A 14,963-nucleotide genomic window follows, 5' to 3' on the forward strand; every position below is an offset into this window, starting at 1 on the left:
TGCACCGAGCAGTCGCGCTCGAACAGGTACACCGCGTTGCCGTGCGTGTCGGCAAACACTTGAATCTCGATGTGGCGTGGGCGCTGCACGTACTTTTCGATCAGCACCGCGGCGTTGCCGAAGCTGGCGAGCGCCTCGCGCTGGCAGGCGGCCAGTGCCTCGTCGAACGCCTCGGGCGCCTCCACGCGCCGCATGCCTTTGCCGCCGCCGCCGGCGCTGGCCTTGATGAGCACGGGGTAGCCGATGCGATCCGCCTCGGCCTTGAGCACGCGGGCGTCTTGCTCGCTGCCGTGGTAGCCCGGCACCAGGGGCACGCCCGCCGCCTCCATCAAGCGCTTGGACTCGGCCTTCAGCCCCATGGCGGCGATCGCCGACGGGGGCGGGCCGATGAACACCAGCCCCGCGTCGGCGCACGCCTGCGCGAAGCGGTCGTTTTCACTGAGGAAGCCGTAGCCCGGGTGGATAGCCTGGGCACCGGTGGCGAGTGCGGCGGCGATGATGCGCTCGCCACGCAGGTAGCTGTCGGCAGGGGCCGCGCCGCCGATGCACACCGCCTCGTCGCAGGCCGCCACGTGGCGCGCCTGCGCGTCCGCTTCGGAGTACACGGCGACGGTGCGGATGCCCAGGCGGCGCGCCGTGGCCGCGACGCGGCAGGCGATCTCCCCACGGTTGGCGATCAGAATTTTTTGGAACATGAGAACAACCACTCCGTCACACCAGCCACTGGGGCTTGCGCTTGTGCAAAAACGACTGGACGCCCTCGCGCCCCTCGGCGCTGGCACGGATGTCGGCGATGGCCTCGACGGTGCGGGCCACCAGCGCGTCATCCAGCGGTGCCTCGGCCACCTCGTGCACGAGCCGCTTGGCCGCCGCCAGCGCGCACGGCCCCGCGCTGCACAGCGAGCGCACGAGGGCGTCCACACGCGCATCGAGCGCGTCGGGCGACACCACCTCGTGCACCAGGCCGATGCGCCGTGCCTCGGCCGCATCGAAGCGTTCGGCGGTCAAAAAATAGCGTTGCGCCGCCCGCACACCCATCGCACGCACGACGTAAGGGCCAATGGTGGCCGGGATCAGCCCCAGCTTGACCTCACTCAGGCAAAAACCCGCCGTCTCCACCGCCAGCGCGATGTCGCACACTGCCACCAGCCCCACGCCGCCGGCATAGGCATCGCCCTGCACCCGTGCCACGGTCGGCTTGGGGCAGTCGTGGATGGTGCGCAGCATGGCGGCCAAGCGGCGGGCGTCGGCCAGATTCTCCTCCCGGCTGTAGTCGGCCATGCGGCGCATCCAGTTCAGGTCCGCCCCGGCGCAAAACGCGGGGCCCTCGGCCGCCAACACGATGGCGCGCACGTCCGCGCGCGCGCCCAACGTTTGAAACGCCGTGGTCAACTCGGCGATCACGTCGTCGTTGAAGGCATTGCGCACATCGGGCCGGGTCAGGGTGACGGTGGCGCGCGGGCCGTCGACGGTGATGGTCACGTTGGCCATGGTTGCCCCCTCACATGCGGAACACGCCAAAGCGTGTATCGGGAATCGGCGCATTCATCGCCGCCGACAGGCCCAGTGCCAGCACGCGACGCGTGTCGGCCGGGTCGATGACGCCGTCATCCCACAAGCGCGCGGTAGCGTAGTAAGGGTGGCCTTGGCGCTCGTACTGGGCGCGGATCGGCGCCTTGAACGCTTCTTCCTCCTCGGCGCTCCAGGTGCCACCCTTGGCTTCGATGCCGTCGCGCTTGACCGTGGCCAGCACGCTGGCCGCTTGCTCGCCCCCCATGACGCTGATGCGCGCGTTGGGCCACATCCAGAGGAAGCGGGGCGAGTACGCCCGGCCGCACATGCCATAGTTGCCCGCGCCGAACGAGCCGCCGATGATGACGGTGAACTTGGGTACCTGGGCGCACGCCACTGCGGTCACCATCTTGGCGCCGGCGCGCGCGATGCCGGCGTTTTCGACCTTGCGGCCGACCATGAAGCCGGTGATGTTCTGCAAAAACACGAGCGGGACCTTACGCTGGCAGCACAGCTCGATGAAGTGTGCGCCCTTGTCGGCACTCTCGGCAAACAAAATGCCGTTGTTGGCCACGATGCCCACTGGCATCCCTTCGAGGTGCGCGAATCCGCACACCAACGTCGTGCCGTAGCGGGCCTTGAATTCGTGAAACTCAGAGGCGTCCACAAGACGCGCGATGACCTCGCGCACGTCGAACGGCTTGCGCGTATCGGTGGGGATGATGCCGTAGAGCTCCTCGGCCGGGTACAGCGGCGCGCGCGGCTCGCGGCGCGGTACGGGCCAATCCTTGCGGCGGTTCAGGCGCGCCACTGCCTCGCGCGCCAGTGTCAGCGCGTGCCAGTCGTTTTCGGCCAGATGGTCCGCCACGCCGGACAGGCGCGTGTGCACATCACCCCCGCCCAAGTCTTCGGCGCTGACCACCTCGCCCGTGGCGGCCTTGACCAAGGGCGGGCCGCCCAAAAAAATCGTGCCCTGGTTTTTGACGATGATCGTCTCGTCGCTCATGGCCGGCACATAGGCGCCACCCGCGGTGCACGAGCCCATCACCACCGCGATCTGCGCCAGCCCTTGCGCACTCATGTTGGCCTGGTTGTAAAAGATGCGGCCGAAGTGATCCCGGTCGGGAAAGACCTCGTCCTGGTTGGGCAAGTTGGCGCCGCCCGAATCCACCAGGTAAATGCACGGCAGCCCGTTTTGCTGCGCGATCTCTTGCGCGCGCAAGTGCTTTTTCACCGTCATGGGGTAGTAGGTGCCGCCCTTGACGGTCGCGTCGTTGCAGACGATGACGCATTCCACCCCACAGACGCGGCCAATGCCGGCGATCAAGCCCGCACAAGGTGCCTCGTTACCGTACATGTCCAACGCGGCCAGGGGCGCGATTTCCAGAAACGGCGTGCCAGGATCGAGCAGCATCTCGACACGCTCGCGCGGCAGCAGCTTGCCGCGCGCGATGTGCTTGGCGCGCGCCGCCTCGCCGCCGCCTTGGGCAACCTGGGCAACGCGGGCATGCAGATCCTGCACCAGCGCACGCATGGCAGCGGCGTTGGCCTGGAATTCGGGCGAACGGGGGTTGAGTCGGGTGGCGAGTGCGCTCATGGGCCAAGATTGTCCCCACGAGCGCCGCCGGCCGCCAGCGGGACAACCCGCGCCTAAGGTTGCATAATGCGCCAATGCAGTCGCCCCCGCGCGCCGTCGCATCCCACCGCCGTCCGCCCCCAGAAGCCGCCACCCCCATGGCCTTTGCCCGCGCCGTGGTGTTGGCCTACCGTATCCGCGGCGGCGACCCCAGCGGCGCTCTGGCCAGCGCCGGCATCGACCCCGCCGTCATCGGCGACCCACGCGCACGGCTGACCAGCCTGCCCTTCGAGCGCCTGTGTGCGCACGCGATGCGCGAGCTCGACGACGAGGCGCTCGGCTGGTTTGCCCGGCGCCTGCCCTGGGGCAGCTACGGCATGCTGGCACGCGCGTCGTTCACCGCTGCGCAGCTGGGGCTGGCGCTGGCGCGCTGGTGCCGCCACCATCGGTTGCTCACCGACGACGTGGTGCTGACCCTGGACGTAGACGGCGCGTTGGCGTGGCTGACGCTGCACGAACGACGCACCCCGGGCAGCGAGTTGCCGGATCCCACCGATCGCGCCACGGTGCGCGAGCTGGCGCACGTGTCATTGCTGCGCAACGCGCTCGGTCTGGCGTCGTGGTGGATCGACTCGCGCATCGCGCTGCGCGAGGTGGCGCTGGCCTATGACGCACCGCTGCACGCCGATGCTTACGCGGTGCTGTTCCCTGGCGCGCAAATCTCGTTCGACGCAGGGCAAACCCGCGTTGCCTTTGACGCCACATACCTGGCGCAGCCCCTGCGGCGTGACGAAGTGGCGCTGCGCGCCCTACTGCAGCGCGCCGTGCGCCTGATGGTGCAGCCCTACCGCCACGACCGGCTGCTGGTCGAGCGCGCGCGCGCCTGGCTGCGGCTGCACCCGCGCGAGGCCGACACCGCTCGGCTGGCCGCCGCGCTCCACGTCTCGGTCCGCACGCTGCAGCGCCACCTGGCCGCCGCCGGCGTCTCGGTGCAAACACTCAAAGACCAGGTGCGCCGCGACCTTGCCCTGCAACACCTACAACGCACGCGCTGGCCGATCAAGCGCGTCGCCGCCCAGGTCGGCTTCGACAACGAAAAGAGCTTCATTCGCGCGTTCAAGCTCTGGACCGGCCTGACTCCGGCAGTCTGGCGACGCGAGCACGGATGACGCCGCGGGCCCGCAACGACGATGCTTTGATGCGCGTCAACCCGCTTCATACCCCTTTGGGTATAGCATCGCGCATTCGCCACAGCCGAGAGGATATCATCATGCCCATCGTCGACCACAACGACCTGATCTGCGACATCAGCGCCCAACTGGCTAACCTGCGCAAGGCGCAGCCCGAGGCCATGCGCGGGTTTTCCCAATTGGCCCAAGCCAGCATGGCCGATGGCGCCATCAGCGCCAAGCACAAGGAGCTGATCGCGCTGGCCATCGGTATCACGCAGCGCTGCTCGGCCTGTATCGGCTACCACGTGCGCGCACTCATCAAGCTGGGCGGCACGCGGCGGGAACTGGAAGAGTTGCTGACGATTTGCACCTACATGGGCGGAGGCCCCGCCCTGATGTACGCGGCCGAAGCGCTCAAGTGCTGGGACGCCATGAGCGCCGAGCAGGTGTGTGCGAGCACCGTCACCGCGTGACCGGCACTTGCGTTACCGCCGCCAAAAGGCGCGGGTAAACAGCACCAGCACACTGAACAGCTCCAGCCGCCCCAGCAGCATGGCAAAACTCAGCACCCAGAGCTGGAAAGGCGACAGACCGCCGTAGTTGCCCGCCGGCCCAACCTCGCCCAATCCGGGGCCGATGTTGTTGACCGTGGCCACCACGGCCGACAGCGCCGTCACCAGATCGAGCCCCGACAGCAGCAGCAAAAATGCGAGCCCCAGGGTGGCCGCACCATAGATGAGCATGAAGCCCAGCACCGCGTTCATCACCTGCGGCGGCACCACTTGCCCGCCCAGCGTCACCGGGTTGACCACGTGGGGATGGAGGATGCGCACCAGCTCGCGCCGCGCTTGCTTGATCAGCAGCACCATACGCACCATTTTGATGCCACCGCCGGTGGAACCCGCGCACGAGACGAACGTGCCCAGAAACAGCAAAAAGACCGGGATGAACGGCGGCCACTGCAGATAATCGGTGGTGGCATAGCCCGTGGTGGTGGCCAGCGACAGCACGTGAAACGCCGCGTAACGCAGCGCGGTGCCGAAGTCCGGGTACACCTGCTCCACCGCCAGCATGCCCGCCACCCAGAACGTGGCCGCCAGTAACACGGCGGCGTAAGTGCGGATCTCGCGGTCGCTCCACAGTGGGCGCAGCGTCATGCCGCGCAGCACCATGAAGTGGCGCAAAAAACTGATGCCCGCCAGCGCCATGAAGACGATCGCCACCCACTCCACCGCCGGCGACTGGAAATGGCCGATACTCGCATCGTATGAGGAAAACCCCGCCAGCCCCATGGTGGTGCACATGTGCATGAAGGCATCGGGCCAATCCATGCCCGCCCAGCGGTAGCCCAGCAGGCACAGCACCGAAAAGCCAAAATACACGCTCCACAGGCCGCGCGCGGTCTCGGCGATGCGCGGGGTGAGCTTTTGGTCCTTCATCGGGCCTGGAGTCTCGGCCTTGTACAGCTGCATGCCGCCGAGGCCCAGCATGGGCAGCACCGCCACCACCAACAGCATCACGCCCAGGCCACCCACATACTGCAAAAAGCAGCGCCAGACGTTGACCGACACCGGCAGCGTGTCCAGCCCCGAGATGGCCGTGGCCCCGGTCGCGGTGAGCGCGCTCATCGCCTCGAAATAGGCATGGTGCCAGCTCAGGCCGGGCACCATCCACCACAGCGGCAGCGCCGCGTATGCGGGCAAAACCGCCCACACCAGATTGACCAGCAAAAACCCGTCGCGGGTGGCCAGCTCGCGTTTATGGCGGCGCGTCAGCACCCACAGCGCCAAGCCGCTGGCCAGCGTCAGGCCCGCCGCTTGCGCCCAGGTCACCTCGTGCGTGAGATCGTCGTGGAACCAGGCCCACCCCATGGGCACGGCAAACAGGGCCGCGAAGGCCATCAGCACATGGGAGAAGACGTAGAGGGCGGGGCCAGCCATGGGGGTGCGCCGTTGCGACTCGTGAAAAGAAGGGGGCGATCAGCCAAAAAACGTCGCGCTGACCTGAAACAGCTTTTCTACCTCGCGCACCAGCCGCTTGTTGGGGATGAAAATGATGAGGTGGTCGTCGGCCTGCACCACGGTATCGTGGTGGGGCATGAGCACCTGGGCCTCGTCCCCCTCGCCACGCACGATGGCCCCGAGCCGCACCCCCGGTGGCAGGCGGATCTCCTCCACCCGCCGCCCGACCAGGCGCGAGGTGCGCACATCGCCGCGCGCCACGCCTTCCAGCGCCTCGGCGGCACCGCGGCGCAGGCTGTGCACCGCCACCACCTCGCCCCGGCGCACGTGCGCCAGCAGCTCACCGATCACGGTTTGCGCGGGCGACACCGCGATATCGATGGTGCTGCCCTGCAGCATTTCGGCATAGGCGCGGCGGTTGATCAGCGCCAACACCCGACGCGCCCCCAGCCGCTTGGCCAGCATCGCCGCCATGATGTTGTCCTCGTCGTCGCTGGTCAGCGCCAAGAACAGGTCCATGTCGGCGACGTTCTCGTCTTCCAGCAGGGCTTCGTCGGTGCAATCACCATGCAGCACCAACGTGCTGCTGGGCAGTTGGCTGGCCAGGTACTCACAGCGCTTGGCACTGGCCTCGATGATCTTGACGTGACACTGCCCGACGAGCGAGCGCGCCAGGCGCAGGCCGACCTTGCCGCCGCCAGCGATCATGAGCCGCTGCACCGGCTTGTCGCGCGCGTGCAGCGCCTGCAGCACGAGCCGGATTTTGTCACCCGCCGCCAGGATGAACACTTCGTCGCCCGGCAGGATGCGGGTATGCGGCTCCGGGTCCATCTCGGCGTCGAGCCGGTACAGCGCGACCACGCGCATTTCGGCATGCGGGAACAAGGCCCGAAATTCGCCGATGGTGTGCCCGACCAAAGCACTGCCCGCCGTGGCCCGCACCGCGATCAGGCTCGCGCGGCCATCGGCAAACTCCAGCACCTGCAGCGCCTCGGGGTAGTCGATGAGCTGGTGGATGTAGCGCATCACCGACTCTTCCGGGCAGATCACATGGTCCACCGCAAAGCCGGCCTTGTCCAGCAGGGGGCTGCCCTCCTCGAACTCCGGCGAGCGCAGCCGGGCGATGGTCGTCGGCACCTGGAACACGTCGTGCGCCACCTTGCACACCACCAGGTTCGATTCGTCCAGCGCCGCGCAAGCGATGAGCATGTCGGCGTCTTTGGCGCCCGCTTCGGCCAACACCGACGGCTGGATACCGTTGCCGACCACGCCCCGCAGGTCGAGTCGTTCCTCCAACGCACGCACGCGCGCTGGGTCCTGGTCGATGACGGTGATGTCGTTTTGCTCGGACACCAGGCTCTCGGCGACGCTCTCGCCCACCCGGCCCGCCCCGAAGATGATGATGTTCACCGCATCATGATACGACGAACGATGGAGCGATCTTCGGCTGCCGCACCGGCGCGCCAACCCCGCCCGAGGCGCGCCCGTCAGCCCTCGGCCGCCAGCGCGCGTTGGATCAGGATTTTCTGCACGTCGCTCGTGCCCTCGTAGATCTGGCAGACACGCACGTCGCGCCAGATGCGCTCGACCGGGAAGTCGCTCACGTAGCCATAGCCGCCCAGCGTCTGGATGGCAGCGGAGCACACCCACTCGGCGGTTTCGCTCGCGATCAGCTTGGCCATCGCGGCTTCTTTGAGGCAGGGCTGACCTGCATCCCGCATGGCTGCCGCGTGCCACGTCAGTTGGCGCGCCGCCTCCAGCCTCGCTGCTGCTTCGGCGAGGCGAAAGCCCACGGCCTGGTGGTTGAAGATCGGCTGGCCGAAGCTCTCGCGTTCCTTGGCGTAGGCAATCGCCACCTCGAGCGCGCTGCGCGCCATGCCGATGCTTTGCGCCGCGATACCGATGCGCCCGCCCTCCAACGCCGACAGTGCGATTTTGTAGCCTTCGCCCTCGTCGCCGATACGGTACTCGGCGGGGATGCGGCACTGGTCCAAGCGGATCTGCGCCGTGTCGCTGGAGTGCTGGCCGACCTTGTCTTCGAGACGAGCCACGACGTAGCCCGGCGTGTCGATGGGCACCAAAAAGGCGCTCATCCCGCGTTTGCCCGCCGCTTTGTCGGTGACGGCGATGACGATGGCCACTTGCCCGTTCTTGCCGCTGGTGATGAACTGCTTGACCCCGTCGAGCACGTACGTGTCGCCCTCGCGCCGTGCCGTGGTGCGCAAGGCCGCAGCGTCCGAGCCGACATGCGGCTCGGTCAAGCAAAACGCGCCCAGCATCTGCCCCTGCGCCAGGGGCACCAGCCAGCGCTGCTTTTGCGCCTCGCTGCCGTAGCGCAGCAAAATGGCGCACACCGGGCAGTTGTTGACGCTGATGGCGGTGCTGGTGCCGCCGTCGCCGGCGGCGATTTCCTCCAACACCAGCGCCAGGCTCACGTAGTCCAGCCCCGCGCCGCCGTAGTCCGTGGGCACGCATACGCCGTAGCAGCCCAGCTCAGCAAGGCCCCGGTGCGCTTCGCGCGGGAAGGTGTGCTCGCGGTCCCAGCGCGCCGCGTGGGGCCAGAGTTGCTCGCGTGCGTAGGCGCGCACCGCGTCGCGGATCAGGCGTTGGTCTTCGGTCAACAGCATGGGGGCTCCGGCAGTGGGTGCGTGTCAGCCCAGGGGCCGTCACACGGCCCCGGCAGCGGTCACAGCATTTCGATCGCGATCGCGGTGGCCTCGCCCCCGCCGATGCACAGCGTGGCCACGCCGCGCTTCAGGCCGCGCGCCCGCAGGGCGTGCATCAGCGTGACCATGATGCGCGCACCGCTGGCGCCGATCGGGTGGCCCAACGCGCACGCGCCGCCATTGACGTTGACGATGTCGTGCGAGATGCCCAGCTCGGTCATGAGCGCCATCGGCACCACGGCAAAGGCCTCGTTGACCTCCCACAGCTGCACGTCGGAGACCTGCCAGCCGATCTTGGCCAGCAGCTTACGCGTGGCCCCCACGGGGGCGGTGGTGAACCAGTTGGGCTCTTGCGCGTGCATGGCGTGGCCCACGATGCGCGCCAGCGGCTGACAGCCACGCTGGGCCGCGGTCGAGGCGCGCATCAGCACCAGCGCTGCCGCCCCATCGTTGATGGACGAGCTCGACGCCGCGGTGATGGTGCCGTCCTTCTTGAACGCTGGCTTGAGCTGGGGAATTTTGTCGAGCTTGATCTTGCCTGGCCCCTCGTCGCTGGCAACCACGCGCTCGCACGTGCGGTCCTTGACCGTCACCGGCGTGATTTCGGCGGCGAAGCTGCCGTCGGCCACGGCACGCTGGGCGCGGCGCACGCTCTCGGTGGCAAAGGCGTCCTGCTGCTCGCGCGTGAAGCCGTACTTGGCCGCGCAGTCTTCGCCGAAGGTGCCCATGCTGCGCCCGGGCTCGTACGCGTCCTCCAGGCCGTCGAGCATCATGTGGTCGAACACACGGTCGTGTCCCATGCGGTAGCCGCCACGGCCCTTGAGCAGCAGGTACGGCGCGTTGGTCATGCTCTCCATGCCGCCCGCCACCATCACGTCCGCGGTACCCGCGGCCAGCATGTCGTGCGCGAACATGGCGGCGCGCATGCCCGAGCCGCACATCTTGGACAGTGTGACGGCCCCCGCGCTCTTGGGCAGTCCGGCCTTGAGCGCAGCTTGGCGTGCAGGCGCTTGGCCCTGCCCAGCCATCAGGCAGTTGCCCATCAGCACCTCGTCCACGGCGTCCGGGGCGATACCCGCGCGCTCGACGGCAGCACGGATGGCGGCAGCCCCCAAGTCGTGCGCGGCGAGCGCTGAAAAATCACCCTGGAAGCTACCCATGGGGGTGCGCGCGGCACCGACGATGACGATCGGATCGGCTTGGCTCATGCTGAGACTCCTGACAGTGGGGAACGAGAAACCACGTCCTAGGCAGCCGCCTCGGCCGTGGGCGACAGAGGCACGCGGCGCTGCGCGCTGAAACGGCGCTCGCGCTCGTAGGGGAAGACGTCGTGCACGTGGCCGGCGAGGATACGCTCCTTGTGCGCCTGCCAGTAGGCGGGGTCGAGCAAGTCCGCGTGGTGGCGCATGAAAATCTCGCGCACCATCGGGTTGCCGAGCAGAAACGGCCCAAACGTCTCGGGAAAGACGTCGCGCGGACCGACGCTGTACCACACCTCGCCGCTCATCTCGTCGTCTTCGTCGCGCGGGGGCGGCACACGGCGGAAGTTGCAGTCGGTGAGGTATTCGATTTCGTCGTAGTCGTAGAAGACGACCTTGCCATGGCGCGTGATACCAAAATTCTTCCACAGCATATCGCCAGGAAAGATGTTGGCCGCCACCAGGTCCTTGATCGCGTTGCCGTACTCGATGACCGCGTGCTCGAGCTGCTGGCGCACCGCCGTGTTGCCCGGGTCTTTCTGCAGGGTGTCGAAGCATTCCTGCAGGTAGATGTTGAGCGGGATCATGCGCCGCTCGATATAGACGTGCTTGAGCACGACTTCGATGTTGCCATCCCCGTTGCGGTCACCGATCTCGATCTGGCTGGGCGCGAATTTCTGGATCTCGGCGATCAGCTCGTCGCTGAAGCGTGCGCGCGGAAACCCCACCTCGGAAAACTCCAACGTATCGGCCATGCGGCCCACGCGGTCGTGCTGTTTGACGAGCTGGTATTTGGCGCGGATCTGCTCACGCGTGGTGTCCTTCTGCGGCGGAAAGTAGTCCTTGATGACCTTGAACACGAACGGAAAGCTCGGCAGGTCGAACACCAGCATCACCATGCCCTTAATTCCGGGCGCGATGCGAAACTGGTCGGTGCTGTGCCGCAGGTGGTAGAGAAAGTCGCGGTAGAAAAGCGTCTTGCCCTGCTTGGCCAAGCCGAGCGCGTTGTAGAACTCCGCCCGTGGTTTGCGCGGCATCATGCTGCGCAAAAACTGCACGTAGGCGCTGGGCACTTCCATGTCGACCATGAAGTAGGCCCGCGCGAAGCTGAACACCATCAGCAAATCGTCTTCGCCGTGCAGCAACGCGTCGATGACGAGTTGACCGCGCTCGTTGTGCAGGATGGGCAGGGCGAACGGCAGCTCTTGAAAGCCGTTGATGAGCTTGCCCACCGCGTACGCGCCCTTGTTGCGGTAGAACAGGCTGTCGAGCACCTGGATCTGAAAATTGGCACGCAGCCGGCGGTGGTCGAACAGCGGCAGCATGGCCTCGTGCACGTAGCCGATGTCGCGCGCCAGATCCTCGAACGGCACGCGCAGGCCGAAGTCTTCCACCATGCGCTGCAGTGTGGGCTGGAGATCTTCCAGCCGCTGGGGGTAGTAGCAGCGGTAGGTGGTGTGGCTGTGAGGGTCTTCCGGCTCGATGTACTCCGTGCTGATGGCGGGACGCACGAAGATGAAGTCGTTCTGGAAGTAGCTGCGGTGCAGGATCTTGGTCGTGACGGAGTTGAAGAACGTCTCCGCGAGTTCCGGCTGACGATGATCGACCAGCATGCCGATGTAGAGCAGCTTGACCTGCTGCCACACCTCCATCGGCTGCTGCGAGGCATGGAATTCGCGCTCCAGGCGCGTCACGCACTCCTTGACGCGCATGTCGTAGAACTCGATGCGCTCGCGCTGCGCGCGCTGCTGCCCCACCCAGTCGGCCGTCTCGAACCGGTGCTTGGCACGCGCCGACTCGGCCCGGAACAGCCGGTAGTGGCGGTTGAAGCCATCGATCATCGCTTTGGCGATGTCGTAGGCCAGGGACGAGTCGAGGCGTTGCGGCAGCATGGCGGGGGATCCGGCGGAGGCAGTGTCACCCCGAATCATGACAGATCCGGGGCGTCACATCGTCTGCGCAAACAGCTCGCGCCCGATGAGCATGCGGCGGATCTCGCTGGTGCCAGCGCCGATTTCATACAGCTTCGCGTCGCGCCACAGCCGACCCATCGGGTAGTCGTTGATGTAGCCGTTGCCGCCAAAGATCTGGATGCCCTCGCCCGCCATCCAGGTGGCTTTTTCCGCGCACCACAGGATGACGCTCGCGCAGTCCTTGCGCACCTGGCGCACGTGGTCGCTGCCCAAGCGATCCAGGTTCTTGCCCACGGTGTACAAAAAGGCACGCGCCGCCTGCAGGGTGGTGTACATATCGGCTACCTTGCCCTGGATGAGCTGGAACTCACCGATGGGCTGGCCGAACTGCCTGCGGTCGTGGATGTAGGGCACCACGTTGTCCATCACGGCCTGCATGATGCCCACGGGGCCGGCGGCCAGCACGGCGCGTTCGTAGTCCAGCCCGCTCATCAGCACCTGGACGCCGCCGTTGACCGCTCCCAGGACATTCTCGGCCGGCACCTCGACGTTGTCGAACACCAGCTCGCCCGTGTGGCTGCCGCGCATGCCCAGCTTGTCGAGCTTTTGCGCCACCGAAAAGCCCTTCATGCCTTTTTCGACGATGAAGGCGGTGATGCCGCGCGCGCCCGCCTCGGGCTCGGTCTTGGCGTACACGACCAGGGTGTCGGCGTCCGGCCCGTTGGTGATCCACATTTTGCTGCCGTTGAGCACGTAGTAGCCACCCTTGTCCTCGGCGCGCAGTTTCATGCTCACCACGTCGGAGCCGGCGCCCGGCTCGCTCATGGCCAGCGCGCCCACGTGCTCGCCACTGATCAGCTGGGGCAGGTAGCGGCGCTTTTGCGCCTCGGTGCCGTTGCGGCGGATCTGGTTGACGCACAGGTTGGAGTGTGCCCCGTACGACAGCCCGACTGACGCGCTGGCGCGGCTGATCTCCTCCATCGCGATCATGTGCGCGAGGTAGCCCATGGCCGCGCCGCCGTACTCCTCCTCGACCGTGATGCCGAGCACGCCCAGCTCGCCCATTTTGCGCCACAGGTCCATCGGAAACTGGTCGGTGCGGTCGATCTCGGCCGCGCGCGGGGCGATCTCGGCCTGGGCGAAGGCGCGCACCGCGTCGCGCAGCGCGTCGATGTCTTCGCCGAGCTGAAAGTCGAGGCCGGGCAAGTCGGTCATGGTTCGTCTCCTGTGCTGATTGACGTTTACGTAAACGTCAATTATGCCGCCTTTTCCGGCGCCGCCAACCCGTCATCCAAGCGGGCCAGCAGCGCGCGGGCTTCTTTCTCATGCACCTTGATCTCATCCAGCGTGGCCTGCAGATCGGCCATTTGGTCCTCGATCTGGCGCCGGTGCGCCGCGAGCACCTGCAAAAACTTTCGCAGCTGTGGTCCGGTGTCGCGCGGGCTGTCATACATGTCGATCAGCTCTTTGGCCTCGGACAGGCTCAGCCCCAGGCGTTTGGCGCGCAGCACGAGCTTGAGCCGCGTGCGGTCGCGCGCCGAGTACACCCGGCTACGCCCACCCGGCCCGGTGCGCTTGGGCTGCAGCAGCCCCATGTCCTCGTAGAAGCGGATGGCGCGTGTGGTCAGGTCGAACTCGCGCGCCAAGTCACTGATGGTGTAGGTGGTGTGGCTGGCCATGGCAGGGGATCGGGGTGACGCTGGGCGTCGATTGACGTTGACGTAAACGTCAATGACAACCCCGATCTTACTGCCACTGCCGCTTCCGCGCCACCCCCCCCCGCCTAGACCCGACCAACACGCCCGCGATACCCCGACCGACGGACGCTATAGTCGAGGGCATGTCCTTGGCCGCAGCCGACCCCCCTTTGACGTGGCACGCCGCATGGCGGTTGAGCCGCCCCGGCTTTCTGTGGGTAACGGTGGCGGCCGTGGCATTGGGGCTGGCCATGGCCGCCGCCTGCGGCTGCGGATTCGACCCGTGGCGCGCCGGGCTCACGATCACCCTGGCGGTGCTGGCCCACGCCGCAGCCAACGCTTGGAACGACTATCACGACGCGCTCAGCGGGGCGGACGCGATCAACCCCGCGCCGTTGTCGCCCTTCACGGGCGGCTCGCGCGCCATCCAGACCGGCACGGCCACCCCGGCGGCGGCCCGGCGCTTGGCCTTGGGCCTGTCGGGCCTGGTGGTGCTGGGTGGGCTGTGGCTGGCACTCGCCGCCGGGGGCGGGCTGATCGCCATCGGCATCGCCGGGCTGGTACTGGCGTGGGCGTATTCCGCCCCGCCGCTGCGCTTGATGGCCCGCGGCCTGGGCGAAGTCACGGTCGCACTGGCGTGGTGGCTGATCGTGCTGGGCGCGTACTATAGCCAGCGCAGCGCATGGCTGATCGTGCCCATGGTGACGGCGGTGCCGTTTGCGGTGCTGGTGGCGAACATCCTGCTCATCAACGGGCTGCCCGACGCGCCGTGGGATGCGCAGGCGGGCAAACGCACCCTGGCGGTGCGCCTGGGGCCCACGGGCGTGGCCGCTGCCTACACCGGGCTGGCGCTGCTGGCCCACGGGGGGTTGGCGGCGGCAGTCCTGGCGTCGATCGCCCCTACCGCGGCGTGGTGGGGACTGCTGTCTCTGCCGCTGTCGCTGGCGGCCGCAGGGCTGCTGTGGCGACACGTCGCCACCGGTCAACCGGTACCCGCGCTGCGCCCCGCGATTGAGCTGACCATCGGTGCCGCTTTGGTACACGCGCTGGCGCTGACGGTGGCGTTGGGGGTCATGGCGGCCCGGCTGTGACCCGGCAGTGCGGCGCGCGAGCGCGCGGCGCATTCAGCCCAACGCATAGCGCCGCAGCGCGGCGCGCCGCTCGGCGTAGTCTGGCAGTACGCCCGCGACCAAGGCCCAAAACGCGGGGCCGTGGTGCATTTCGCGCAGGTGCGCCAGCTCGTGCACGACGACATAATCCACCAGCC

At 67.4% G+C, this 14,963-nt stretch carries 14 protein-coding genes; 3 read left to right on the forward strand and 11 right to left on the reverse strand.

From position 1 onward, the window contains the following. From Q0716_RS05780 to Q0716_RS05790, 3 genes are all read right to left on the reverse strand, one after another. On the reverse strand, positions 1 to 695 hold a 695-nt coding region (locus Q0716_RS05780), incomplete at its 3' end, for a biotin carboxylase N-terminal domain-containing protein (RefSeq protein WP_299020742.1). Positions 696 to 711: 16 nt separating this feature from the next. After that, positions 712 to 1,491 carry an enoyl-CoA hydratase/isomerase family protein gene (locus tag Q0716_RS05785; protein ID WP_299020744.1) on the reverse strand — a complete coding sequence of 260 codons (780 nt, stop codon included), beginning with the start codon at positions 1,489 to 1,491 and terminating at the stop codon, positions 712 to 714. A 10-nt stretch (positions 1,492 to 1,501) separates the two neighbouring features. Beyond that, positions 1,502 to 3,109 carry a carboxyl transferase domain-containing protein gene (locus Q0716_RS05790; protein ID WP_299020745.1) on the reverse strand — a complete coding sequence of 536 codons (1,608 nt, stop codon included), beginning with the start codon at positions 3,107 to 3,109 and terminating at the stop codon, positions 1,502 to 1,504. A 137-nt stretch (positions 3,110 to 3,246) separates the two neighbouring features. Here Q0716_RS05790 and Q0716_RS05795 point away from each other — a divergent pair, with 137 nt between their 5' ends. Continuing rightward, entirely contained in the window at positions 3,247 to 4,257 is a 1,011-nt protein-coding gene (locus Q0716_RS05795) for an AraC family transcriptional regulator (protein WP_299020746.1), read from the forward strand. Between the two features lie 101 nt (positions 4,258 to 4,358). Next, the gene (locus Q0716_RS05800) at positions 4,359 to 4,733 is read left to right on the forward strand and encodes a carboxymuconolactone decarboxylase family protein (protein WP_299020747.1); all 375 of its coding nucleotides are present in this window, start codon (positions 4,359 to 4,361) and stop codon (positions 4,731 to 4,733) included. A 12-nt stretch (positions 4,734 to 4,745) separates the two neighbouring features. On the opposite strand, the gene Q0716_RS05805 is transcribed toward Q0716_RS05800, so the two are convergent. From Q0716_RS05805 to Q0716_RS05835, 7 genes are all read right to left on the reverse strand, one after another. Further along, positions 4,746 to 6,200, reverse strand: coding sequence for a potassium transporter TrkG (locus Q0716_RS05805; protein WP_299020749.1), 1,455 nt, complete (start codon positions 6,198 to 6,200; stop codon positions 4,746 to 4,748). A gap of 39 nt (positions 6,201 to 6,239) precedes the next feature. After that, the gene (gene trkA / locus Q0716_RS05810) at positions 6,240 to 7,631 is read right to left on the reverse strand and encodes a Trk system potassium transporter TrkA (protein ID WP_299020750.1); all 1,392 of its coding nucleotides are present in this window, start codon (positions 7,629 to 7,631) and stop codon (positions 6,240 to 6,242) included. A 77-nt stretch (positions 7,632 to 7,708) separates the two neighbouring features. Then, positions 7,709 to 8,848 carry an acyl-CoA dehydrogenase family protein gene (locus Q0716_RS05815; RefSeq protein WP_299020752.1) on the reverse strand — a complete coding sequence of 380 codons (1,140 nt, stop codon included), beginning with the start codon at positions 8,846 to 8,848 and terminating at the stop codon, positions 7,709 to 7,711. Between the two features lie 59 nt (positions 8,849 to 8,907). Continuing rightward, a complete protein-coding gene (locus tag Q0716_RS05820) occupies positions 8,908 to 10,095 on the reverse strand; it encodes an acetyl-CoA C-acyltransferase (RefSeq protein ID WP_299020754.1) in 1,188 nt (395 codons plus the stop codon). A 38-nt stretch (positions 10,096 to 10,133) separates the two neighbouring features. Next, the gene (gene aceK / locus Q0716_RS05825) at positions 10,134 to 11,978 is read right to left on the reverse strand and encodes a bifunctional isocitrate dehydrogenase kinase/phosphatase (protein WP_299020756.1); all 1,845 of its coding nucleotides are present in this window, start codon (positions 11,976 to 11,978) and stop codon (positions 10,134 to 10,136) included. Between the two features lie 54 nt (positions 11,979 to 12,032). Beyond that, positions 12,033 to 13,214 carry an isovaleryl-CoA dehydrogenase gene (locus Q0716_RS05830; RefSeq protein WP_299020757.1) on the reverse strand — a complete coding sequence of 394 codons (1,182 nt, stop codon included), beginning with the start codon at positions 13,212 to 13,214 and terminating at the stop codon, positions 12,033 to 12,035. 41 nt (positions 13,215 to 13,255) lie between these two features. Then, a complete protein-coding gene (locus Q0716_RS05835) occupies positions 13,256 to 13,678 on the reverse strand; it encodes a MerR family DNA-binding transcriptional regulator (RefSeq protein ID WP_299020759.1) in 423 nt (140 codons plus the stop codon). Between the two features lie 161 nt (positions 13,679 to 13,839). Between Q0716_RS05835 and Q0716_RS05840 the strand changes: the two genes are divergently transcribed. Continuing rightward, positions 13,840 to 14,787 carry a prenyltransferase gene (locus Q0716_RS05840; protein ID WP_299020761.1) on the forward strand — a complete coding sequence of 316 codons (948 nt, stop codon included), beginning with the start codon at positions 13,840 to 13,842 and terminating at the stop codon, positions 14,785 to 14,787. A gap of 33 nt (positions 14,788 to 14,820) precedes the next feature. On the opposite strand, the gene Q0716_RS05845 is transcribed toward Q0716_RS05840, so the two are convergent. Beyond that, on the reverse strand, positions 14,821 to 14,963 hold a 143-nt coding region (locus tag Q0716_RS05845), incomplete at its 5' end, for a M48 family metallopeptidase (protein ID WP_299020762.1).

It is taken from the genome of uncultured Tepidimonas sp., from assembly GCF_938045175.1.
Classification (GTDB): Bacteria; Pseudomonadota; Gammaproteobacteria; order Burkholderiales; family Burkholderiaceae_C; genus Tepidimonas.